This window comes from Brachybacterium paraconglomeratum (genome assembly GCF_003994255.1).
Classification (GTDB): domain Bacteria; phylum Actinomycetota; class Actinomycetes; order Actinomycetales; family Dermabacteraceae; genus Brachybacterium; species Brachybacterium conglomeratum.
This window is the reverse complement of the sequence record NZ_ML133854.1, coordinates 313,637-333,371: the sequence shown is the minus strand read 5'-3', so window position 1 is coordinate 333,371 and position 19,735 is coordinate 313,637. Positions and strand designations below refer to the sequence as shown.

General features: G+C 72.4%; 14 protein-coding genes and 1 rRNA gene. 3 read left to right on the top strand and 12 right to left on the bottom strand.

All coding sequences use genetic code 11. The features are described from left to right. The 12 genes from DS079_RS09020 to pheS all read right to left on the bottom strand — a co-directional run. Positions 1-77: ribosomal RNA gene (locus tag DS079_RS09020) — 16S ribosomal RNA — on the bottom strand; the annotation flags it as partial. An 824-nt stretch (positions 78-901) separates the two neighbouring features. Beyond that, the gene (gene tyrS, locus DS079_RS09015; RefSeq protein ID WP_126986693.1) at positions 902-2,170 is read right to left on the bottom strand and encodes a tyrosine--tRNA ligase; all 1,269 of its coding nucleotides are present in this window, start codon (positions 2,168-2,170) and stop codon (positions 902-904) included. 289 nt (positions 2,171-2,459) lie between these two features. Further along, positions 2,460-3,956 (bottom strand): argininosuccinate lyase, encoded by a 1,497-nt coding sequence (gene argH, locus DS079_RS09010; protein WP_126986691.1) that lies wholly within the window; start codon positions 3,954-3,956, stop codon positions 2,460-2,462. Further along, a complete protein-coding gene (locus DS079_RS09005) occupies positions 3,953-5,188 on the bottom strand; it encodes an argininosuccinate synthase (protein WP_062947862.1) in 1,236 nt (411 codons plus the stop codon). Before DS079_RS09005 ends, argH begins: the two co-directional genes overlap by 4 nt. Positions 5,189-5,386: 198 nt before the next feature. Continuing rightward, on the bottom strand, positions 5,387-5,944 hold the full coding sequence (locus tag DS079_RS09000; RefSeq protein ID WP_053916895.1) for an arginine repressor: 558 nt from the start codon (positions 5,942-5,944) through the stop codon (positions 5,387-5,389). Next, on the bottom strand, positions 5,941-6,942 hold the full coding sequence (gene argF / locus DS079_RS08995; protein ID WP_126986689.1) for an ornithine carbamoyltransferase: 1,002 nt from the start codon (positions 6,940-6,942) through the stop codon (positions 5,941-5,943). The genes DS079_RS09000 and argF overlap by 4 nt, the downstream gene beginning before the upstream one ends. Position 6,943: 1 nt before the next feature. After that, complete coding sequence (locus DS079_RS08990; RefSeq protein WP_126986686.1) at positions 6,944-8,224, bottom strand: acetylornithine transaminase; 1,281 nt, start codon at positions 8,222-8,224, stop codon at positions 6,944-6,946. Beyond that, entirely contained in the window at positions 8,217-9,176 is a 960-nt protein-coding gene (gene argB, locus DS079_RS08985) for an acetylglutamate kinase (RefSeq protein WP_126986684.1), read from the bottom strand. The genes DS079_RS08990 and argB overlap by 8 nt, the downstream gene beginning before the upstream one ends. After that, positions 9,173-10,342, bottom strand: a complete 1,170-nt coding sequence (argJ, locus tag DS079_RS08980; RefSeq protein WP_126986682.1) for a bifunctional glutamate N-acetyltransferase/amino-acid acetyltransferase ArgJ — start codon at positions 10,340-10,342, stop codon at positions 9,173-9,175. Before argJ ends, argB begins: the two co-directional genes overlap by 4 nt. A gap of 107 nt (positions 10,343-10,449) precedes the next feature. Then, positions 10,450-11,727: an N-acetyl-gamma-glutamyl-phosphate reductase gene (gene argC, locus DS079_RS08975; RefSeq protein ID WP_126986680.1), complete on the bottom strand. Its 1,278-nt coding sequence runs from the start codon at positions 11,725-11,727 to the stop codon at positions 10,450-10,452. A 77-nt stretch (positions 11,728-11,804) separates the two neighbouring features. Beyond that, positions 11,805-14,405, bottom strand: coding sequence for a phenylalanine--tRNA ligase subunit beta (gene pheT, locus DS079_RS08970; protein WP_126986678.1), 2,601 nt, complete (start codon positions 14,403-14,405; stop codon positions 11,805-11,807). A gap of 1 nt (position 14,406) precedes the next feature. Continuing rightward, entirely contained in the window at positions 14,407-15,513 is a 1,107-nt protein-coding gene (gene pheS / locus DS079_RS08965; RefSeq protein WP_126986676.1) for a phenylalanine--tRNA ligase subunit alpha, read from the bottom strand. 276 nt (positions 15,514-15,789) lie between these two features. On the opposite strand from pheS, the gene DS079_RS08960 reads away from it, so the two are divergent. The 3 genes from DS079_RS08960 (at position 15,790) to DS079_RS08950 (ending at position 19,471) form a co-directional block, all read left to right on the top strand. Further along, positions 15,790-17,676 carry a hypothetical protein gene (locus DS079_RS08960; protein WP_126986674.1) on the top strand — a complete coding sequence of 629 codons (1,887 nt, stop codon included), beginning with the start codon at positions 15,790-15,792 and terminating at the stop codon, positions 17,674-17,676. Positions 17,677-17,753: 77 nt separating this feature from the next. After that, positions 17,754-18,854 (top strand): S-(hydroxymethyl)mycothiol dehydrogenase, encoded by a 1,101-nt coding sequence (locus DS079_RS08955; RefSeq protein ID WP_126986672.1) that lies wholly within the window; start codon positions 17,754-17,756, stop codon positions 18,852-18,854. Continuing rightward, positions 18,851-19,471, top strand: coding sequence for an MBL fold metallo-hydrolase (locus tag DS079_RS08950; RefSeq protein WP_126986670.1), 621 nt, complete (start codon positions 18,851-18,853; stop codon positions 19,469-19,471). Before DS079_RS08955 ends, DS079_RS08950 begins: the two co-directional genes overlap by 4 nt. The last annotated feature ends 264 nt before the right edge of the window (positions 19,472-19,735 follow it).

Genomic DNA, 19,735 nt, shown 5'->3' with positions numbered 1-19,735 from the left:
CACCGTCATCGTTCGACTTGCATGTGTTAAGCACGCCGCCAGCGTTCGTCCTGAGCCAGGATCAAACTCTCCATGAAAATCATGAAAAACTATAAACCTGACAAAATAAACAAACAACCAGCATTAAACTGCTGTATCATCCGTTATAATCTGCCATTCAAAATAATGGCATCGATAAACAGACACGCTATTGAGATATCAAGCAACACGCGCACATCGTTGAGTCCCCGCTTCTGCGGTTCATCTCTGAGGCTCGTTGCCGGCGGGTGATCCCGTCGACGACTCCTACTTGCTTCGTCGTCCCGGCGCGAGTCACTACTCTAGCAGTTCTTCGCGGCCAGGTCCAACTCCGCTCCGTGCAGTCCCGGTCACCTCCGGATCGCGGTGCGATCCTTCCGTGCCCGAGTCACGGCCGCTGGTCCGATCTCTCGTCCCGGCGGGCCCGCAGTGAGTCCCAGTCGCTCCGTTCCTCGCTCCTCCCGGGGGAGGCTCTCGGCCCGTCGCGTCTGCGTCCTCGCTGCTGACAAGAAAGAACATTACGGGTCCCGCGAGGGGCCGTCAAGCCGCTCCGTTCAGCCTCCGTTCACCCTTCGAGACCGGCGTTTCTGCAGGTCAGTGCCCACTTTGCTCGACTGGGAAAGCGCTCGTTCATCCGAATGTGACCCACGCTTGAGAGAGGGGTCACCGGTCCTTATCGTCAGGTTGACAAGCAAGCTTGTCGACGGCTAACCGCGTGCCGCGGACGGTCGCTCCGGAGAGCCCGTCGGTCCACCGTCCCGGCATGCCCCCGGGCATGCACCGAGCCCCGCATCTCGACTGTGCGTCGAGTGGCGGGGCTCGGTGGGGCGGCGGCGGGATCAGTGCCGGCGTGTCGACTCGGGGAGCCGACATGACGGACCGGTCAGTCGAGGCGGTGCACCATCGCGGCGTTCTTGCGACCGCGACGCAGCAGGAGCCTCGCCCCCGGCAGCGCGTCGAGCTCGCCAACCTCCCGTGCGAGGTCGTCTGCGGAGATCTTCTCCCCGTTCACGGAGAGTCCTCCCCCATCGGCGTCCCGTCGGGCCGCGCCCTTGGACTGCGCGATGCCGGCGCTGACGAACGCGTCCACCAGCGGCGTGGTCGCGGAGACCTCCGCCCCGGGCAGCTCACGGGCGATGGCGAGGACGGTCTGCTCGTCCAGCGCGCGCACGTCCCCGCGGCCGAAGAGGACGGAGGCCGCGGCCTTCGCCTGCTCGGTGGCCTGGGCTCCGTGGACCATGGTGGTGAGCTCGTCGGCCAGGGCCCTCTGCGCGGCGCGCTCGTGCGAGGCCGTCTCGGTGGCGTGCTCCAGCTCCGCGATCTCCTCCTGGCTGCGGAAGGTGAAGAAGCGCAGGTAGTTCACGACGTCCGCGTCGGCCGCGTTGAGCCAGAACTGGTGGAACGCGTAGGGGCTGGTGAGCTCCGCGTCCAGCCACACCGCGCCGCCCTCGCTCTTGCCGAACTTGGTGCCGTCGGCCTTGGTGACCAGCGGAGTGGTCAGCGCATGGACCTCATGCCCCTCCACCTTGTGGATGAGGTCGACCCCGGAGAGGAGGTTGCCCCACTGGTCGTTGCCCCCGTACTGCAGGGACACCCCGTGCCGGCGATGCAGCTCGAGGTAGTCGATGCCCTGCAGCACCTGGTAGCTGAACTCCGTGTAGCTGATGCCCTCATCGCTCTGGAGACGGCGGGCGACGGTGTCCTTCGCGAGCATCGTGCCCATGCGGTAGTGCTTGCCCATGTCCCGCAGGAAGTCGAGCGCGCTCATCCGCCCGATCCAGTCGAGGTTGTTCACCATGGTCACGCCGAACTCCCCCTCGAGGTCGAGGAAGCGGGAGATCTGGCCGCGCAGGCTCTCGACCCAGGTCGCGACGATCTCGGCGTCGTTGAGCACGCGTTCGCCGGACATGCGGGGGTCGCCGATCAGACCGGTCGCCCCGCCCACGAGGGCGAAGGGGCAGTGGCCGGCCAGCTGCAGGCGACGCATCGTGAGCACCTGGGTCAGGTGGCCGACGTGCAGGGAGGCGGCGGTCGGGTCGAAGCCGCAATAGAGGCTGATCGGTCCGTCCGCCAGAGCGCTTCCGAGCGCCTCGCGCCCGGTGGTCTGCACGACGAGTCCTCGCCAGGCGAGCTCGTCCAGGACGGAATGCATCGATCGTTTCCTCTCGGTGGTGCGGTGCGGTCCCCGGTCGGGGCCACGGTCATTGTCCCCCACTCACGGGGCGGGGTGCCACGCGATATCGCGCGCGGGCCCGACGGCGTCGGCGGTCGCGGACGGCAGGCGAGAGGCCCGGGACCTGTCATGTGCAGGTCCCGGGCCTCTCCCATCCTTCCGGTGGACACCGCGCCGGGAGGCGGGTGTCGCAGCGCGGCGCCCGGCCGTCCAGGGGCGGAGCTCCCCCGGCAGACAGGGCCCGGAGCGCCGCCTCGTCGCGCGGGTGTCAGCCCTCGGCGCGGTCCCGGGTGAAGGCGCGCAGGCCGGCGACCTGGGCGGCCGCGGCGTCGGTCTGCTCGGCCACCCGCACCGGGGCGGTGCCGCCCTTCGCATCACGGGAGGCGATGGAGCCCTCGACGGAGAGCACCTCCCGGACCGAGGGGTCGAGGTGCTCGGAGATCCCGGCGAGCTCGTCGTCGGTGAGGTCCCACAGCTCCTTGTCCTGCTCCTCGGCGACCTTCACGCAGGAGCCGGAGATCTCGTGCGCTACCCGGAACGGGACGCCGCGGCGCACGAGGTGGTCGGCGATGTCGGTGGCGAGGGAGAAGCCCTGCGGGGCCAGCTCCGCCATCCGCTCCGTGTGGAAGGTCAGCGTCGCCATCATCCCGGTGAAGGCCGGGAGCACGAGGTCGAGCGAGTCGACCTGGTCGAAGACCGGCTCCTTGTCCTCCTGCAGGTCGCGGTTGTACGCCAGCGGCAGCGCCTTGAGCGTGGTCAGCAGCCCCACCAGGTCGCCCACCACGCGCCCGGCCTTGCCGCGGGCGAGCTCGGCGATGTCGGGGTTCTTCTTCTGCGGCATGATCGAGGAGCCGGTGGAGTAGGAGTCGTCCAGGGTGATGAACGAGAACTCCTTCGTGTTCCACAGGATGACCTCCTCCGCGAGCCGCGAGAGGTCGATCCCGATCATCGCCAGCACGAAGGAGAACTCCGCCGTCAGGTCCCGCGAGGCGGTCCCGTCGACCGAGTTCCACACCGAGTCGCCGAACCCGAGCTCGCGGGCGACGGCCTGCGGGTCCAGGCCCAGGCTCGAGCCCGCCAGGGCGCCCGAGCCGTACGGGGAGGAGTCCGCGCGGGCATCCAGGTCCCGCAGCCGCTCCACGTCCCGCAGCAGCGGCCAGGCATGGGCCAGCAGGTGGTGGCTGAGCAGCAGCGGCTGGGCGTGCTGGAGGTGGGTGCGTCCCGGCATGGGCGCGCCGTGCACCTCGCGGGCCCGGGCCACGAGCACGTCGACGAGGTCCAGGACCTGATCGCCGATCGCCCGGGCCTGGTCGCGGATGAACAGGCGGATCAGGGTCGCGATCTGGTCGTTGCGGGAGCGGCCGGCCCGCAGCTTGCCGCCGAGGTCCTTCCCCGCCCGCTCGATCAGGCCGCGCTCGAGGGCGGTGTGCACGTCCTCGTCCTCGGGCGCCGCGGCGAACGCGCCGGAGGCGACGTCGGCCGCGAGGCGGTCCAGCGCGTCCTGCATCCCGGCGAGCTCCTCCTCGGTCAGCAGCCCGGCGGCGTGGAGCACGTTCGCGTGCGCCTTCGAGCCGCGCAGGTCGTACTGGGCGAGCCGCCAGTCGAAGTGCGTGGACACGGACAGCGCTGCCAGCGCGGCCGCCGGACCGGAGCCGAAGCGTCCGCCCCACAGCGCGGCGCTCTCCTGCGCGGCCGACGCGTCGGCCCCGGGGCCGACGGCGCCCGTCGGCTCCCCGTGCGAGTTCGCGGAGGGGGCGTCGCTCATGCCTGGTCCTCTGCGGCGTCGAGGTCCTCGCCGTTGCCGAGCGCCACGTCGCGCGCCGCGGCCTGCTTGGCGGCGAGGCCGTAGATGTCGATGAAGCCGCGGGCACTGGCCTGGTCGAAGGTGTCGCCCTCGTCGTAGGTGGCGAGGTTGAAGTCGTACAGGCCGGTCTCGGAGCGGCGCCCGGTGACGGTGGCGCGGCCGCCGTGCAGGGTCATGCGGATGTCGCCGTTGACGTAGCGCTGGGTGTCCTCGATGAAGGCGTCGAGCGACTTCTTCAGCGGGGAGAACCACTGGCCGTCGTAGACCATCTCGGTCCAGCGGTCGCCGACCTGGCGCTTGAAGCGGGCCTGCTCGCGCTCGAGGGTCACGCGCTCGAGCTCCTGGTGGGCGGTGATCAGCGTCATCGCGCCCGGCGCCTCGTAGACCTCGCGGGACTTGATGCCCACCAGGCGGTCCTCGACGATGTCGATGCGGCCGATGCCCTGGGCGCCCGCGCGGCGGTTGAGCTCCTGGATCGCCTCGAGCGGGGTGACGGCGCGGCCGTCGATCGCGACGGGGACGCCCTGCGCGAAGGAGATGACGACCTCGTCGGCGACCGGCGGGAAGGCCGGGTCGTCGGTGTAGGAGAAGACGTCCTTGGTGGGCTCGTTCCAGATGTCCTCGAGGAAGCCGGTCTCGATGGCGCGGCCCCACACGTTCTGGTCGATGGAGAAGGGGTTGTGCTTGGTGGTCGCGATCGGCAGGCCCTTGCGCTCGGCGTACTCGATCGCCTTGTCGCGGGTCAGCGCGAGGTCGCGCACGGGGGCGATGCACTTGAGCTCGGGGGCGAGGGAGGTGATCGAGACCTCGAAGCGCACCTGGTCGTTGCCCTTGCCGGTGCAGCCGTGGGCGACGGTGGTGGCGCCGTACTTCTTCGCGGCCTTGACCAGGTGCTTGGTGATCACGGGGCGGGAGATCGCGGAGACGTTCGGGTAGGCGTCCATGTACAGCGAGTTCGCCTTGAGGGCGGGCATGCAGTACTCGTTCGCGAACTCGTCGCGGGCGTCGGCGACGTAGGCCTCGACGGCGCCGCAGTCGAGGGCGCGCTGGCGGATGACCTCGAGGTCCTCGCCGCCCTGGCCCACGTCGACCGCGCAGGCGATGACGTCGGCGCCGGTGGCGTCGTGGATCCAGCCGATGGCGACGGAGGTGTCGAGTCCGCCGGAGTAGGCGAGGACGATCTTCTCGGTCATGAGTGGTGCTCCTAGGTCGTGGGGGTTCAGTGGTGGTCGGGGTGGTGCCGCGATGGCCGGGGCGGGCCGTGCGGCGGCGGGACGGGCGCGGGGGCCCGGTCCCTGGGTCCGGAGGTGGGCGAGGTCAGGGTCTGCGAGGCCAGGGTGCCGGGGTCGTCCCGGCGGGGGCCGACGGACGGATCTGCCCGGTGCGCGCCGTCACGGCGCCTCGCCGCCCTCGTCCTCGTCGAGGGCGCCGAGCTCGCGCCGGCCCTCGGCGAGGTCGAGGAGCCGCTCGGCGAGGCGGTCACCGCCGGCGGGGTCCCGGGAGACCAGCAGGACGGTGTCGTCCCCGGCGATGGTACCGAGCACGTCGGGCATGACGGAGCGGTCCATCGCGGAGGCGAGGTACTGGGCGCCGCCGGGCGGGGTGCGCACGACGACGAGGTTCCCGCTCGCCTCGGCGGAGACGAGCAGCCCCTCGGCCAGCCGCGGCAGCCGCGCCTCGAGCAGCTCGCCCTCAGCGCCGACGGGACGGGCGGTGCCGCCCTCGGGCGGGAGGCGGTAGACGAGGCTCCCGGCGGAGCCGCGGACCTTCTCGGCCTGCAGCTCGACGAGGTCCCGCGAGAGGGTCGCCTGGGTGACCTCGATCCCCTCCGCGGTCAGCAGCTGCGCGAGCTGCGACTGGGAGGAGACCTCCTCGTGGGTCAGCAGCTGCACGATGCGCTGCTGGCGCGAGGTCTTGGTCTGCGCGAGGGCGCGCCGGGAGTCGCTCATGCGCGCTCCCGGGCGCCGCGGGTGCGGACGTGCGCGACGGCGTGGACGGCGGTGCTCTCGTCGGGGTGCTCGAGCAGCCAGGTCAGCAGGGCCTTCTGGGCGTGGAGGCGGTTCTCCGCCTCGTCCCACACCACGGAGGCGGGGCCGTCGATGACCTCGGCGGCGACCTCCTTGCCGCGATAGGCGGGCAGGCAGTGCAGGAAGATCCCGCCGGAGAGCGCCATCAGCTCGGAGGTGACCTGGAAGGGGGCGAAGGTCTCCTCGCCACGGCCGTCCTCGCCCTCCTGGCCCATGGAGACCCAGGTGTCGGTGATGACGGCGGTGGCGCCGGCGACCGCCTCGCGCGGGTCGTCGGTGACGAGCACCGCGCCGCCGGTCGACGCGGCGATCTCCTCGGCGCGGGCGACGATCGCGGGATCGGGGCGGTGGGAGGCGGGCGAGGCGATCCGCACGTCCATCCCGGCGGTGACGCCGCCGAGCAGGTAGGAGTGGGCCATGTTGTTCGCGCCGTCGCCGAGATAGGCGAGCGAGCGCCCGGCGAGCGCGGCGTCGCCGTCGGCCAGTCCCCCGGTGTGCTGGGCGATGGTCTGGAGATCGGCGAGGATCTGGCAGGGGTGGAACTCGTCGGTCAGCGCGTTGACCACGGGCACGGTCGCGTGAGCCGCCATCTCCTCGATCCGCTCCTGGCCGAAGGTGCGCCACACGATCGCGGAGACCATGCGCGTGAGCACCTCGGTGGTGTCGGCGACGGACTCGCCACGTCCCAGCTGGCTGGAGCCCGCGTCGATCACCAGCGGGCTGCCGCCGAGCTCGGCGATGCCGGTGGCGAAGGAGACGCGGGTGCGGGTGGAGGCCTTGTCGAACATGACCGCGACGGTGCGCGGTCCCTCCAGGGGGCGCTTGGCGAAGCGGTCGCCGGCGAGCTCGAGGGCGAGGGCGAGGACCTCCTTCTGCTCCGCGGGGCTCAGGTCGTCGTCGCGCAGGAAGTGGCGGGGCATGTCAGGACCTCTTCTCGTCGGTGGTGGAGGCGGCGGCCCGCTCGGCGGCGTCGAGCAGGGCGGGCAGCGCCTCGACGAAGGAGCCGAGCTCCTCGTCGGTGATGATCAGCGGCGGGGCGAGCCGCAGAGTGCTGGGGTTCGCGGCGTTGAGGATGAAGCCGTGCTCGAGGGCGGCGACGACGACCTGCGGCGCGATCGGGGCGGCGAGGGTGATCCCCTGCAGCAGTCCCGCGCCGCGCACGCCGGTGATCCGCGGATCGCGCCCGGCGAGCTCGAGGATCCGGGCCTGCAGCTGCGTGCCGAGGGTGCGGGCCTTCTCGAGCAGGCCGTCCTCGGCGAGGGTGCCGAGCACGGCGAGGGACACGGCCGCGCCCAGGGGGTTGCCGCCGAAGGTGGTGCCGTGCTGGCCGGGGCTCAGCAGGCCGGTGGCGTGCTCGCCGAAGGTGAGCACGGCACCGATCGGGAAGCCGCCGCCGAGACCCTTGGCCAGCGTCATCACGTCGGGCTGCAGCCCCCCGATCGCCTGGTGGGCGAACCACTCCCCCGTCCGTCCGACGCCGGTCTGGACCTCGTCGAGGATCAGCAGGGCGCCGTGGCGGGCGGTGAGCTCGCGGGCCGCGCGGAGGTACTCCTCCGTCAGCGGCAGCACTCCGGCCTCGCCCTGGATCGGCTCGAGCACGAGCGCGGCGACGTCACCCGGGGCGAGGGCCGCCTCGAGCGCGGCCGTGTCGCCGGCGGGCAGGAACTCGACCCCGCCGGGCAGCGGCTCGAAGGGGGCGCGGTAGGCCTCCTTGTGGGTGAGGGCGAGCGCGCCCATGGTGCGGCCGTGGAAGCTCTTCTCGAGCGCGAGGATCCGGGGCCGCCCGGTGCGGCGGGCGATCTTGAAGGCCGCCTCGTTGGACTCGGTGCCGGAGTTCGTGAAGAACACGCCCGAGCCCTCGGGGGCCTTCGCCAGCTCCAGCAGGCGCTCGGCGAGCTCGATCTGGGTGGGGGTGGCGAAGAAGTTCGAGACGTGCACGAGGGTGCCGGCCTGCTTCGTCATCGCGGCGACCACGTCGGGGTGGGCGTGGCCGAGGGCGTTGACGGCGATCCCGCCGAGGAGGTCGAGGTACTCCTTGCCGTCGGCGTCCCATACGTGCGTGCCCTCTCCGCGCACGAGCACGCGCTGCGGGGTGCCGAACACGCCGATCATGGAGTGGGAGTAGCGGCCGGCGAGATCCTGGGCGTCGGGCGTCCCCGCCCGGCCCTGCGTCGTCGTGCCCTGCGTCTGCGTCTCAGACATAGTCGTCCCTCCTGACCATCGTTCCCACGCCCTTGTCGGTGAAGACCTCCAGCAGCACGGCGTGCTCGATCCTGCCGTCGGTCATCGCGGCGGTGCGCACCCCGGAGTCCACCGCGTCCAGCAGCGACTCGGCCTTGGGGATCATCCCGGCGGTGAGGCCGGGCAGCATCTCCCGCAGCTCGCTCGCGGCGATCTCGGGGATCAGCGAGTCGCGGTCCGGCCAGTCGCGGTAGAGGCCCTCGACGTCGGTGAGCACCACGAGCTTCTCGGCGTCCAGGCCCGCGGCGAGCGCGGCGGCGGCGAGATCGGCGTTGATGTTCAGGACCGCGCCGGTGGGGCGGCCGCCCTCGTCGATCTCGGGCGCGATCGAGGAGACCACCGGGATCCGGCCGGCGTCCAGGAGGTCCTGGATCGACTCGGGCCGCACCTCGGTGACCTCGCCGACGTTGCCGAGGTCGACCTCCTGGCCGTCCACGACGGTGCCGCGGCGGCGTGCGGCGAACAGCCGCGCGTCCTCGCCGGACATGCCGATCGCGTACGGGCCGTGGCTGTTGATCAGGCCGACGAGCTCGCGGCCCACCTGGCCCACCAGCACCATCCGCACCACGTCCATGGTGTCCTCGTCGGTCACGCGCAGCCCGCCGCGGAACTCGGACTCGATGCCGACGCGGCCCAGCATCGCGTTGATCTGGGGGCCGCCGCCGTGGACGACGACGACGTGGATGCCGGCGTGGCGCATGAACACCATGTCGGCGGCGAAGGCGCGGCGCAGGTCGTCGTCGATCATGGCGTTGCCGCCGTACTTGACCACGACGATCTTGCCGCGGAAGCGCTGCATCCAGGGCAGCGCCTCGATGAGGATCTCGGACTTCGCATGCGCCGCGGCCTGGGCCGGGGTGAGGTCGGCCAGCGGGTTCTTGGAGGGCGCGGCGGAGGCTTTCGATGAGGTCATGAGGAGTAGGCGCTGTTCTCTTCGACGTAGTCGTGGGTGAGGTCGTTCGTCCAGATGTCCGCGCTCGCGGAGCCCGCGCCGAGGTCCACCTCGATGAGGGTCTCGCGCGGGGTCATGTCGACCTCGGAGCGGTCGCGGTGGGCGCCGCCGCCGCGGCACACCTCCACGCCGTTGACGGTGACGGAGAGGTCCTCGACGGCGAAGGGGGCGACGGCCTCGGGCACGCAGCCGGCCGCCGCGACGATCCGGCCCCAGTTGGGGTCGTTGCCGAAGATCGCGGCCTTGACCAGGTTGGAGCGGGCGATCTCGCGGGCCACGGCCTCGGCGGCGTCCTCGGCGGTGGCGGAGCGGACCACGACGTGCACGTCGTGGCTGGCGCCCTCGGCGTCGGCGACGAGCTGGCGGGCGAGGTCCGCGCTGACCGTGCGCACCGCCTCGGTGAGCTCCTGGACGCCCAGGGTCACGCCGCTCGCGCCGGAGGCCAGCAGGATGACGGTGTCGTTGGTGGACATGCAGGCGTCGGAGTCGACGCGGTCGAAGGTGGTGCGCGTCGCGCCGCGCAGCGCCTCCTCGGCGGTGGCGGCGTCGACGTCGGCGTCGGTGGTGAGGACGACGAGCATGGTCGCGAGCTGCGGGGCGAGCATGCCGGCGCCCTTCGCGATCCCGCCCACGACGACGCCGGAGGGGAGCGTGACCTCGGCCGTCTTGGGGACGGAGTCGGTGGTCATGATGGCGCGGGAGGCGGAGGCGTCGGCCTCCTCCCCGGCGTCGAGCCCGTCGACCGCCGAGGTGACGCCGGCCAGCAGCGGCTCCATCGGCAGCCGCTCCCCGATCAGGCCGGTGGAGCACACGAGCACGTCCTGGGCCGCGATGTCGAGGAGGTCGGCGAGGTGCTCGGCGGTGCGGTGGGTGTCCTGGAAACCCTCGGGGCCGGTGCAGGCGTTGGCGCCGCCGGAGTTCAGGACCACGGCGCGGGCGCGGCCGTCGGCGACGGCCCGACGAGACCACTGCACGGGAGCGGCCTGGACGCGGTTGGCGGTGAACACGGCGGCGGCGACGTCGCGCGGGCCGTCGTTGAGGACGAGGGCGAGGTCCTTCTTGGGGGCGGCCTTGATGCCGGCGGCGAGGCCGACGGCGCGGAAGCCGCGGGGGCGGGTGATCGACACGGGGTCTCCTGGGAGCGTGGGGCGAGGGGCGCGGTGGGTGGGGCTCGGACGGGCGCTCCGGCCGGCCGACGGGAGCCGACGGGCCGGCGGGGCCCGGCGGGCGAGGGTCAGGGGGCGAGCGCGGTGCGGCTGAGCCCGGTCGCCTCGGGCAGGCCGAGGGCGAGGTTCATCGACTGGAGCGCGGCGCCGGCCGTGCCCTTGACGAGGTTGTCGATCGCGGAGATGACGGTGGCCTGGCCGCTGCGGGCGTCGACGGCGGCGCCGAGGCGGATCGTGTTCGCGCCGGCGACCTGCCCGGTCGCGGGGGCGCTGCCCTCGGGCAGGACGGTCACGAAGTGCTCGCCGGCGTAGTCGTGCTCGAGGGCGGCGAGGAGGTCGGCGGTGGTGGTGCCCTCGGCAACCGGGGCGGTGCACACGGCGAGGATCCCGCGGCTCATCGGGACGAGCACCGGGGTGAAGCCGAGGCGGGCGTCCTCGCGGCCGGTGGCGCGGCGGAGGTTCTGCAGCACCTCGGGGATGTGGCGGTGGGTGCCGCCGACGGCGTAGGGCGCGGCGGTGCCGGAGGCCTCGGAGAACAGCAGGTGCTGCTTGGCGGCGCGGCCGGCGCCGGAGTAGCCGACGGGCAGGACCGCGCTGAGCGCGCCGGCGTCCAGCAGCTCGGCGCGCAGCAGCGGGGCCAGGGCGAGGGTCACGGCGGTCGCGTTGCAGCCGGGCACGGCGATCTCGCGGGCGGTGCGCAGCTGCTCGCGCTGGCGGGTGCCGTCGGCCAGCGGCAGCTCGGGCATGCCGTAGGTCCAGGTGCCGGAGTGCTCGCTGCGGTAGTAGGCCTCCCACTCCTCGGCGCTCTCGAGCCGGTGGTCGGCGCCGAGGTCGAGCACGAGCACGTCCGGGTCCTCGGCGCGCAGGGCTGCGGCGATCTGCCCCGACTGGCCGTGCGGGAGGGCGAGGACCACGACGTCATGGCCGCGCAGGGTCTCCACGCCCGTCTCCTGCAGCACGGGGTCGTGGCCGAGGTCGATGTGCGGGGCCACCTCGGAGAGCCTCTTGCCGGCGCTGGAGTGCGCGGTCACGGTCGCGACCTCGACGCCGGGGTGGCCGGCGAGCAGGCGCAGGGTCTCTCCGCCGGCGTAGCCGGAGGCGCCGACGACGGCGACGCGCGGGCGTCGCGCGGCCTGCTCGGTCGCCGGGGCGGTGGCGCTGCTCTCGGACATCATGCCGGAAGTATATACAGCCAACTGCATGAACAGCCAGCGGGGGTGCGCGGTGTTCACGTGGTGGACGGCGGAGTTCGCGGCGCGCACGCCATTCTCGGCGGCGAGGTCGCCGTGGCGACGCCTCCCGAGGCCGACGACGAGCGCCGTGCGCCTGAGGAGCGTCCCGGACACAGGAGGGCCCCGCTCGATCGAGCGGGGCCCCTCCCCTGTGCGGTGGCTGCTGCGCGCCCCGCCGTTGCGGCGGCCTCTCAGGCCCGCAGCACGCCGCCGACGGCGGACTGGACCGCGGCGATGATCCGCTGGCGGGTCTCGCCGATCTGCTCGGCGGTCAGCGTGGCCTCGCCGGAGCGGAGCCGGATCGCGAAGGCGAGGGACTTCTTCCCCTTCCCGATCTGCTCGCCGGTGAACACGTCGAACAGGTGGACGCGCTCGGCGAGGTCGCCGGCGCCCACCACGATCGCGGCCTCGACGGCGCTCGCGGGCACGGACTCCTCCACCACGAAGGCGAAGTCCTCCTTCGCCGGCGGGTAGGTGGGCACCGGCACGGCGCGCACCACGGCGGGGGCGGCGGCGATCACTGCCTCGAGGTCGAGCTCGAAGGCGGCCGAGCGGGCCGGCAGGTCGAACTCCTTCAGCACGGCGGGGTGCAGCTCGCCGGCGGCGCCGACGACGCGGCTGTCCCCGTCGGCCGTGTGGACGCGCAGCTCGGCGGCGCGGCCCGGGTGGAAGGGCGCATGCTCGGTCTGGCGCACCTCGAGCTCGGCGCCGACGGCGGCGGCCGCGCGGCGGGCGAGGTCGAGCGCATCGGTCCAGCCCCATGGCGCGGGCTCGCCCTGCCAGGAGTCGGGGCCGGAGGCGCCGCCGACGACCGCGGCGAGCGCCCCGGTCTGCGCGGGCAGCGCGGCGAGGATCGCCTCGAGCTCCTGCTCGCTGGGACGCTGCGCGGCGGCGGGCACCGGGGCGGCGCCCTGTCCCCCGCGGGCGCGGAACACGGAGCCGCGCTGGAAGATCGCGACCGACTCCTCGCCGCGGCCGAGGTTGCGGCGCGCGGTGGGCAGGAGGCTCTGCAGCAGCTCGGTGCGCAGCAGCGGCTCGTCCTCGGAGAGCGGGTTGAGGATCCGCACGGCCTCGCGGCGCGCGTCGTCCGTCCCGTAGCGGAGCCGGTCGTGCACGGAGCCGGCGACGAACGGGGCGGAGTTCACCTCGACCAGGCCCGCCTCGGCGAGCGCGCGGCGGGCGGCGCGTCGGCCGCGCTGGGCGACCGTCAGGCCGCGCCCGCCCGGCGCCGTCGGCAGCACCGAGGGGATCTGGGAGTAGCCGACCAGGCGCGCGATCTCCTCGACGAGGTCCTCGCGGATCGTGAGGTCGGGGCGCCACGACGGCGGGGTGACCAGCAGGCCGTCCTCGCCCTCGCGCGCGACGGTGCAGCCGATCGCCTCGAGGGAGGAGGTCACCTGCTCGTCGGTGTAGGCGATGCCGACGACGCGCTCGGCGTCGTGCAGGTCCGCGCTGATCGGGGTGGGTGCGGGGACCGAGCCTTCATCGGTCACGCGGGCGGGGACGGTGCCGCCGCCGTGCTCGACGATCAGCTGGGCGGCGCGGTGCGCGGCGATCAGCGGGAGCTGCGGGTCCACGCCGCGCTCGAAGCGCTTGGACGCCTCGGAGGGAAGGCGGTGGCGGCGGGCGGTGCGGGCCACGGTGACGGGGTCGAAGGTCGCGGCCTCGAGCACGATGCTCGTGGTCGTGCTCGACACCTCGGTGTCCTCGCCGCCCATGACGCCCGCGAGGCCGAGCACGCGGTCTCCCGCCGGGCCGCCGGCGTCGGTGATCAGCAGGTCCTCGGGGTCGAGGGTGCGCTCGACGTCGTCGAGCGTGGTGAGTTCCTCGCCCTTGCGGGCGCGGCGCACGGTGATGGGGCCGACGAGCTTCTCGGCGTCGTAGGCGTGCAGCGGCTGGCCCAGGTCGAGCATCACGTAGTTGGTGACGTCGACGATCAGGGAGATCGGGCGCATGCCGGCGAGGGTGAGGCGGCGGGCCATCCAGCGCGGGGTCTGCGCGGCGGGGTCCACGCCCTCGACCTCGAGCGCGACGAATCGGGTGCAGCCCTCGGCGCCGTTCAGCGGCGCCTCGTCCCGGAGCTGGACGGGCACTCCCCCGGCCTCGGTCGCGGTGATCTCGACAGCGGCGGCCGGATCGGTGAAGGCGGCGCCGGTGGCGTGGCCGTACTCCCGCGCCACGCCCCGCATCGAGAAGCAGTAGCCGCGGTCGGGGGTCACGTTGATCTCGACGACCTCGTCCGCGAGGCCCAGCAGCGCGATCGCGTCGTCGCCCGGCTCGGCGGTGAGGCCGCGTGCGTGGCCGCGGCCGAGCACGATGATGCCGTCCTCGCCATCGGGGTCCGGGCCCAGGCCCAGTTCCTCCCCGGAGCAGATCATGCCGTCGGAGGTGTGGCCGTAGGTCTTCCGCGCGGCGATCGCGAAGTCGCCGGGCAGCACGGTACCGGGGAGGGAGACGACCACCAGATCGCCCTCGACGAAGTTGTGCGCGCCGCAGATGATGCCGCGGCTCGGGCGCTCCTCGCCGGGCTGCGGGTCCTTCGGGTCGTCGGCGTCCTCGTTGTGCTCGGGGCCGACGTCCACGCGGACCCAGTTGATGGTCTTGCCGTTCTTCTGCGGCTCCTTGACGAGCTCGAGCACACGGCCGACCACGAGCGGGCCGGTCACCTGCGCGCCGAACAGCGCTTCTTCCTCGAGGCCGACGCGGGAGAGGTCGGTGGCGACCTCGAGCGCGGAGGCGGTCGCGGGGAGCTCGACGTGCTCGCCGAGCCAGGTCAGGGGAATGCGCGGCATCTCAGATCTCCGTCCCGTAGTGCTGGGAGAAGCGGACGTCGCCCTCCACCATGTCCCGCATGTCCGCCACGCCGTTGCGCAGCATGAGGATGCGCTCGATCCCGAGGCCGAAGGCGAAGCCCTGGTGCTCCTCGGGGTCCACCCCGGCGGCGCGCAGCACGTTCGGGTGGACCATGCCGCAGCCGCCCATCTCGATCCAGCCCGTGCCGCCGCAGACGCGGCAGTCCGGGTCCGCGTCGTGCTCGAGGCCGAGCCGCGCCTCGCAGGCGAAGCAGCGGAAGTCCATCTCGGCGCTCGGCTCGGTGAAGGGGAAGTGGTTGGGGCGCAGGCGGGTGATCGGCGCGCCGCCGAAGAGGTGCGCGGCGAGCGCGTCGAGGGTGCCGACCAGGTTCGCCATCGTCAGGCCCTTGTCGATCGCGAGACCCTCGACCTGGTTGAACATCGGCGAGTGGGTCGCGTCGATCTCGTCGGCCCGGTAGACGGTGCCGGGGCACGCGATGTACAGCGGGGCGCCGCGCTCGAGCATCGCGCGGATCTGCACCGGGGAGGTCTGGGTGCGCAGCAGCATCCCGGAGTTCTCGGGCGCGAGGTAGAGCGTGTCCTGCAGCGAGCGCGAGGGGTGCTCCGCATCGGCGTTCAGCGCGTCGAAGTTCAGCCAGGAGGACTCCGCCTCGGGGCCCTCGGCGATCTCCCAGCCGATCCCGACGAAGAAGTCCTCGATCCGCTCGGTGAGGGTCCACAGCGGATGCGCGGCGCCGCGGGGGCGACGGTCCGTCGGCAGCGTCATGTCGACGGTCTCCGCGGCGAGCGCGGCCTCCTCCTCGGCGGCGGCGAGCTCGGCCTGGCGGGCGGCGAGCTCCTTCTGCACGCGGCCCTTGCCCTGGCCGACGAGCTTGCCGGCGGCGGCCTTCTGTTCCTTGGGCAGGTCCTTGATGGCGCGGTTCGCGGAGGTCAGCACGCTGGCATCGCCGACGTGCTCGATGCGCACCTGCTTGAGGGCGGCGGTGTCGGGGGCCGCGGCGATCGCGGCGAGCGCGGCGTCGACGGCGGCGGTGATCGACTGCTCGTCGATCGAGGGCCCGCCGGGCGCGGGGGATGTCTCGGACACGGGGTTCGCTTTCGTCCTGGAGTGCTCGGAGGATGCGCGCGCCGGGACGCGGGCACCGCGGACCATTCTAGGAGAGGCTGCGCCGCCGGGGCGCCGGGCATGGGGAGTGCTCCCCATGTCCCTCTCCGCCGCGCCGCGCTAGCCTCGTGGCACGCCCGGAGCACGGGCCGGCACGATCAGGGGACCAGGAGCGTCCGCCGTGCCTGGGAACCGCCGCACGGTGAGGCGAAGCCGCTGACCGCGCACGGACGACGCAGGGGACGGGACGGGAACGCGATGGCCTTCCAGGGGGCGGACACGCAGCAGCTGCGGGCTCAGGCGAGCCTCACGCGGCAGGGCTCGGAGCAGCTGCGCGCGAGCGCGCTGGGCATCAGCCGCTCGGCGCGCTCCGTCACCTGGTACGGGGAGGACGCAGAGCGCTTCCGCGAGAGCTGCTCCCTGGTGGTGCGGAAGATGGAGGCGCTCGGCGAGCGCCTGACCGCGCTCGAGGACGAGCTCGGCCGTCATGCCGAGGAGCAGGACACGGCCTCCGACGGCGACGGGAGCGGGCTGTCCGCTCTGTTCGGAGGGCTGCTCGGGGGACCGTTCGGCGGGATGGCCGGCGGCCTGCTGGGGCTGCTGGGGGGACTTCGCGCCCCGGCCGGGAGCCGATGGGGCGGCCTGCCCGGCGAGAACATCGGGATGGGCAACGTCCTCACCCACGATGCTGGCGGTGCAGGTGGTACCGACCGGCCCCCGATCGAGGACGAGGACTTCAAGGAAGCGACGCGCGAGGGCGACACCACGCTCGAGGGCGAGGTCCACGCGGGCGCGGTGAAGGGGGAGGCGACCCAGAACTCGCAGAAGATCACGCTGTCCGAAGACCTGGTGGATCTGGAGAGCAAGGGGACGGTCGACCTCTCGAAGAAGATCACGCGGAGCCAATCGGTCGAGCGCATAGTCAACGACGACGGCACCCTCACCTATGTGTTCGAGGCCTCGCTCACCGACACGTCAACGGTGGGCGCGGACGGGAAGGTCGTCGACGGATCCGTCACCTCCGAGGTGGGGAACAGCCACTCCTACTCCGTGACGGTCCCCGCGGGCACCAGCGTCGCCGACGCTGCAGCCATCGACCCGTTCGACCCGTCTACGTTGCCGTCGGGATCGTCGGCCACAGTGGAGAACTCGCTCACCGGCGAGCTCTCGGCCACTGCCGGTGTCACGTACCGCGGGGTGCGGGCCGGGGCCGACGTCTCGGTCTCCGAGGAGCTGACCTATGTCACCACCGTCGCGCGGGGCGAAGACGGCACCATCTCGGTGGACCAGGGGCCGGGGACCGCGCACGGCATCGACGGGGGCTTCTCCGTCGGCGTGGAGGACGTGGCCTCGATCAAGGCCGGCATCGGGGCCGACGTCGAGGTGAGCACGGTGGAGCACGCACGGTTCACCGGCGATGAGAGCGGCATGCAAGCGGCCCAGGAAGCCCTCCTGAGCGGTGCCATGCCGGAGGACACCGGCGGTCCGGTCCTCGAGCGCTACCAGGACGTCCGCGAGACGGTGGTCGGCAGCTTCGGCGCTTCTGGGACCATCGGCTCCGAGGAGTCGGGAGCCTCCGGTGGGGCGTCGACGGAGTTCTCCGCTCGGGAGAAGATCACGCGCACCTATCCGGACGGCCATCAAGTCTGGGAGGCACGTGCTGCGTCGTGGGGCAAGGGGCACGACGCCATCGCCGTCGAGCAGGGAGAGACCGGCCGCGCCCCGACGTACATGCTCGACCTCGGGACCAGCGCCCCGTCGCTGAACGAGATGTATCCCGAGACGCTCCACACTGATCCCCACAGCAGCGCTCCCGACACCCGCATCGCCTACACCGAGCAGGAGCTCCGCAGCATGATGGAGTACAGCGAGGTCGGCGAGGACCCCTTCGACTACCTCGCCACGCGGGCGATGGACGGCCCGTCGGGTGCCGAACGGATGTACTACGACTACAAGCACCTCGACACGGCCGAGCAGGAGATGCTGGTCGAGACGGGGCAGGCTTCGGCACCCACGGGGTACAGGCCGGATGCTCCGGGGCAGGTCCTCGAGCCCGGGCAGACCAGCGAGGCCGTGGCCGATCGCGGCGGCGCCACGGCTTCCGGCGCACCCGGCGGCCGGCACGCCACCCCGTCAGCCACCTGAGGTACGGACTTCTGAAGGCAGAGTGTCGGGAGCACGGATAGGCTGGCCAGGACCCCGTTCCCTCGAAGGAGGCCAGCATGTCCTGGACCGTGAAGGGCGTCGTCGCCCTCGCAGAGAAGAAGCCCGCCGAGCTCGTGGACATCGTGATCCCCGATCCCGGCCCCAACGACGTCGTCGTCGACATCGAGGCGACCGGCGTGTGCCACACCGACCTCGCCTATCGCGACGGCGGCATCAACGACGAGTTCCCGTTCCTGCTGGGCCATGAGTCCGCCGGCCGCGTCTCCGCGATCGGCGAGGACGTCACCCACGTCGAGATCGGCGACTACGTCGTGCTGAACTGGCGCGCCGTGTGCGGCGAGTGCCGCGCCTGCAAGAAGGGCGTGCAGCAGTACTGCTTCGACACCCATAACGCCTCCAAGCCCATGACGCTGACCGACGGCACCGAGCTCACCGCCGCCCTCGGCATCGGCTCCTTCTCGGAGAAGACCCTGGTCCACGAGGGCCAGTGCACGAAGGTCTCCGAGGACGCCCCGGCCGAGGTCGCCGGTCTGCTGGGCTGCGGCGTGATGGCCGGCATCGGCGCGGCGATCAACACCGGCCAGGTCCAGCGCGGCGAGTCGCTCGCCGTGATCGGCCTGGGCGGCGTGGGCTGCGCCGCGATCGCGGGCGCGAAGCTCGCCGGCGCCACCACGATCATCGGCCTCGACGTCGACGAGAAGAAGCTCGCCGCCGCCGAGGAGCTCGGCGCGACCCACACCCTGTGCACCAAGGACCTCTCGCCGCAGCAGGTCGCGGAGAAGGTGCAGGAGCTCACCGGCGGCTTCGGCGCGGACGTCGTCGTCGACGCGGTCGGCATCCCGCAGACCTACGAGACCGCGTTCTACGCCCGCGACCTCGCCGGCCGCGTGGTGCTCGTCGGCGTGCCCCGCCCGGGCGTCGAGATCACGCTCCCCATGCTCGACGTGTTCGGTCGCGGCGGTGCGCTGAAGTCCTCCTGGTACGGCGACTGCCTCCCCGAGCGGGACTTCCCCTATCTCACCGACCTGTTCCTGCAGGGCCGTCTGCCGCTGGACCGCTTCGTCACCGGCCGCACCGATCTCGCCGGCACGGACGCGGCGCTGGACGGACTGCACGACGGCGCGAACCTGCGCACCGTGGTGGAGGTGGCCAAGTGACCGCGCGGCTGGACCATGCCGTCACCTCGGGGACGTTCTCCCTGGACGGCGAGACCCACGAGGTCGTCAACAACGTGTGGGTGCTCGGCGACGACGAGCAGTGCGTCGTCTTCGACGCCCCGCACGACGTCGAGAAGGTCGAGGAGCTCGTCGGGAACCGCGAGTGCGTGGGCATCCTGCTCACCCACGCGCACGACGACCACGTGCGCTTCGCCCCGGAGCTCTCCGAGGCGCTCGAGGCCCCGATCCTGCTGAACCCCGCCGACCGCGAGGTCTGGCAGCTCACCCACGGCGACCTGCCCTGGGACGACGACGTCGCCGAAGGGGACATGTTCTCGATCGCGGGCGTGAACCTCGAGGCGCTGCACACCCCGGGCCACTCCCCCGGCTCGACCTGCTACTACTCCGAGGAGCTGGGCGCGGTGTTCACCGGGGACACCCTGTTCCAGGGCGGCCCCGGTGCGACCGGCCGCTCCTTCTCCTCGCGGGAGACGATCGAGCAGTCGATCCGCGAGCGGCTGTTCCAGCTCCCGGACGACACCGTGGTGCACACCGGCCATGGCCCGGACACCACGATCGGTGCGGAGAAGAAGGCGGCGCAGGGCGACTGGCTCTGAGCGAGCTCTCGATCCGGACGACGCCCGAGCGCCGCGTGCCCTGAGGCGTCGCATCGCTCGCTGACACCGGCGGCGGTCCTCCACGGAGGGCCGCCGCCGGTGTCTGTCGCGTCCCTGCACACGACGCTCGCGACACGCAGTCTCCGCAGGTCAGATCCCCTTCAGGGTTATCCACACACCTTTCGACTGTCGGGGCGAATCGATAGAATCGGTCATATGTCCCGGAGGTGAGGAGCACCCCCGAGGTGACCGCGAGGAGGCGGT

Coding starts and splice junctions, on each gene's coding strand:
- tyrS (WP_126986693.1), bottom strand. CDS start 2,170: ATGCATTCCGTCCTGGACGAGCTCGCCTGGCGAGGACTCGTCGTGCAG.
- argH (WP_126986691.1), bottom strand. CDS start 3,956: ATGAGCGACGCCCCCTCCGCGAACTCGCACGGGGAGCCGACGGGCGCC.
- DS079_RS09005 (WP_062947862.1), bottom strand. CDS start 5,188: ATGACCGAGAAGATCGTCCTCGCCTACTCCGGCGGACTCGACACCTCC.
- DS079_RS09000 (WP_053916895.1), bottom strand. CDS start 5,944: ATGAGCGACTCCCGGCGCGCCCTCGCGCAGACCAAGACCTCGCGCCAG.
- argF (WP_126986689.1), bottom strand. CDS start 6,942: ATGCCCCGCCACTTCCTGCGCGACGACGACCTGAGCCCCGCGGAGCAG.
- DS079_RS08990 (WP_126986686.1), bottom strand. CDS start 8,224: ATGTCTGAGACGCAGACGCAGGGCACGACGACGCAGGGCCGGGCGGGG.
- argB (WP_126986684.1), bottom strand. CDS start 9,176: ATGACCTCATCGAAAGCCTCCGCCGCGCCCTCCAAGAACCCGCTGGCC.
- pheT (WP_126986678.1), bottom strand. CDS start 14,405: ATGCCGCGCATTCCCCTGACCTGGCTCGGCGAGCACGTCGAGCTCCCC.
- DS079_RS08960 (WP_126986674.1), top strand. CDS start 15,790: ATGGCCTTCCAGGGGGCGGACACGCAGCAGCTGCGGGCTCAGGCGAGC.
- DS079_RS08955 (WP_126986672.1), top strand. CDS start 17,754: ATGTCCTGGACCGTGAAGGGCGTCGTCGCCCTCGCAGAGAAGAAGCCC.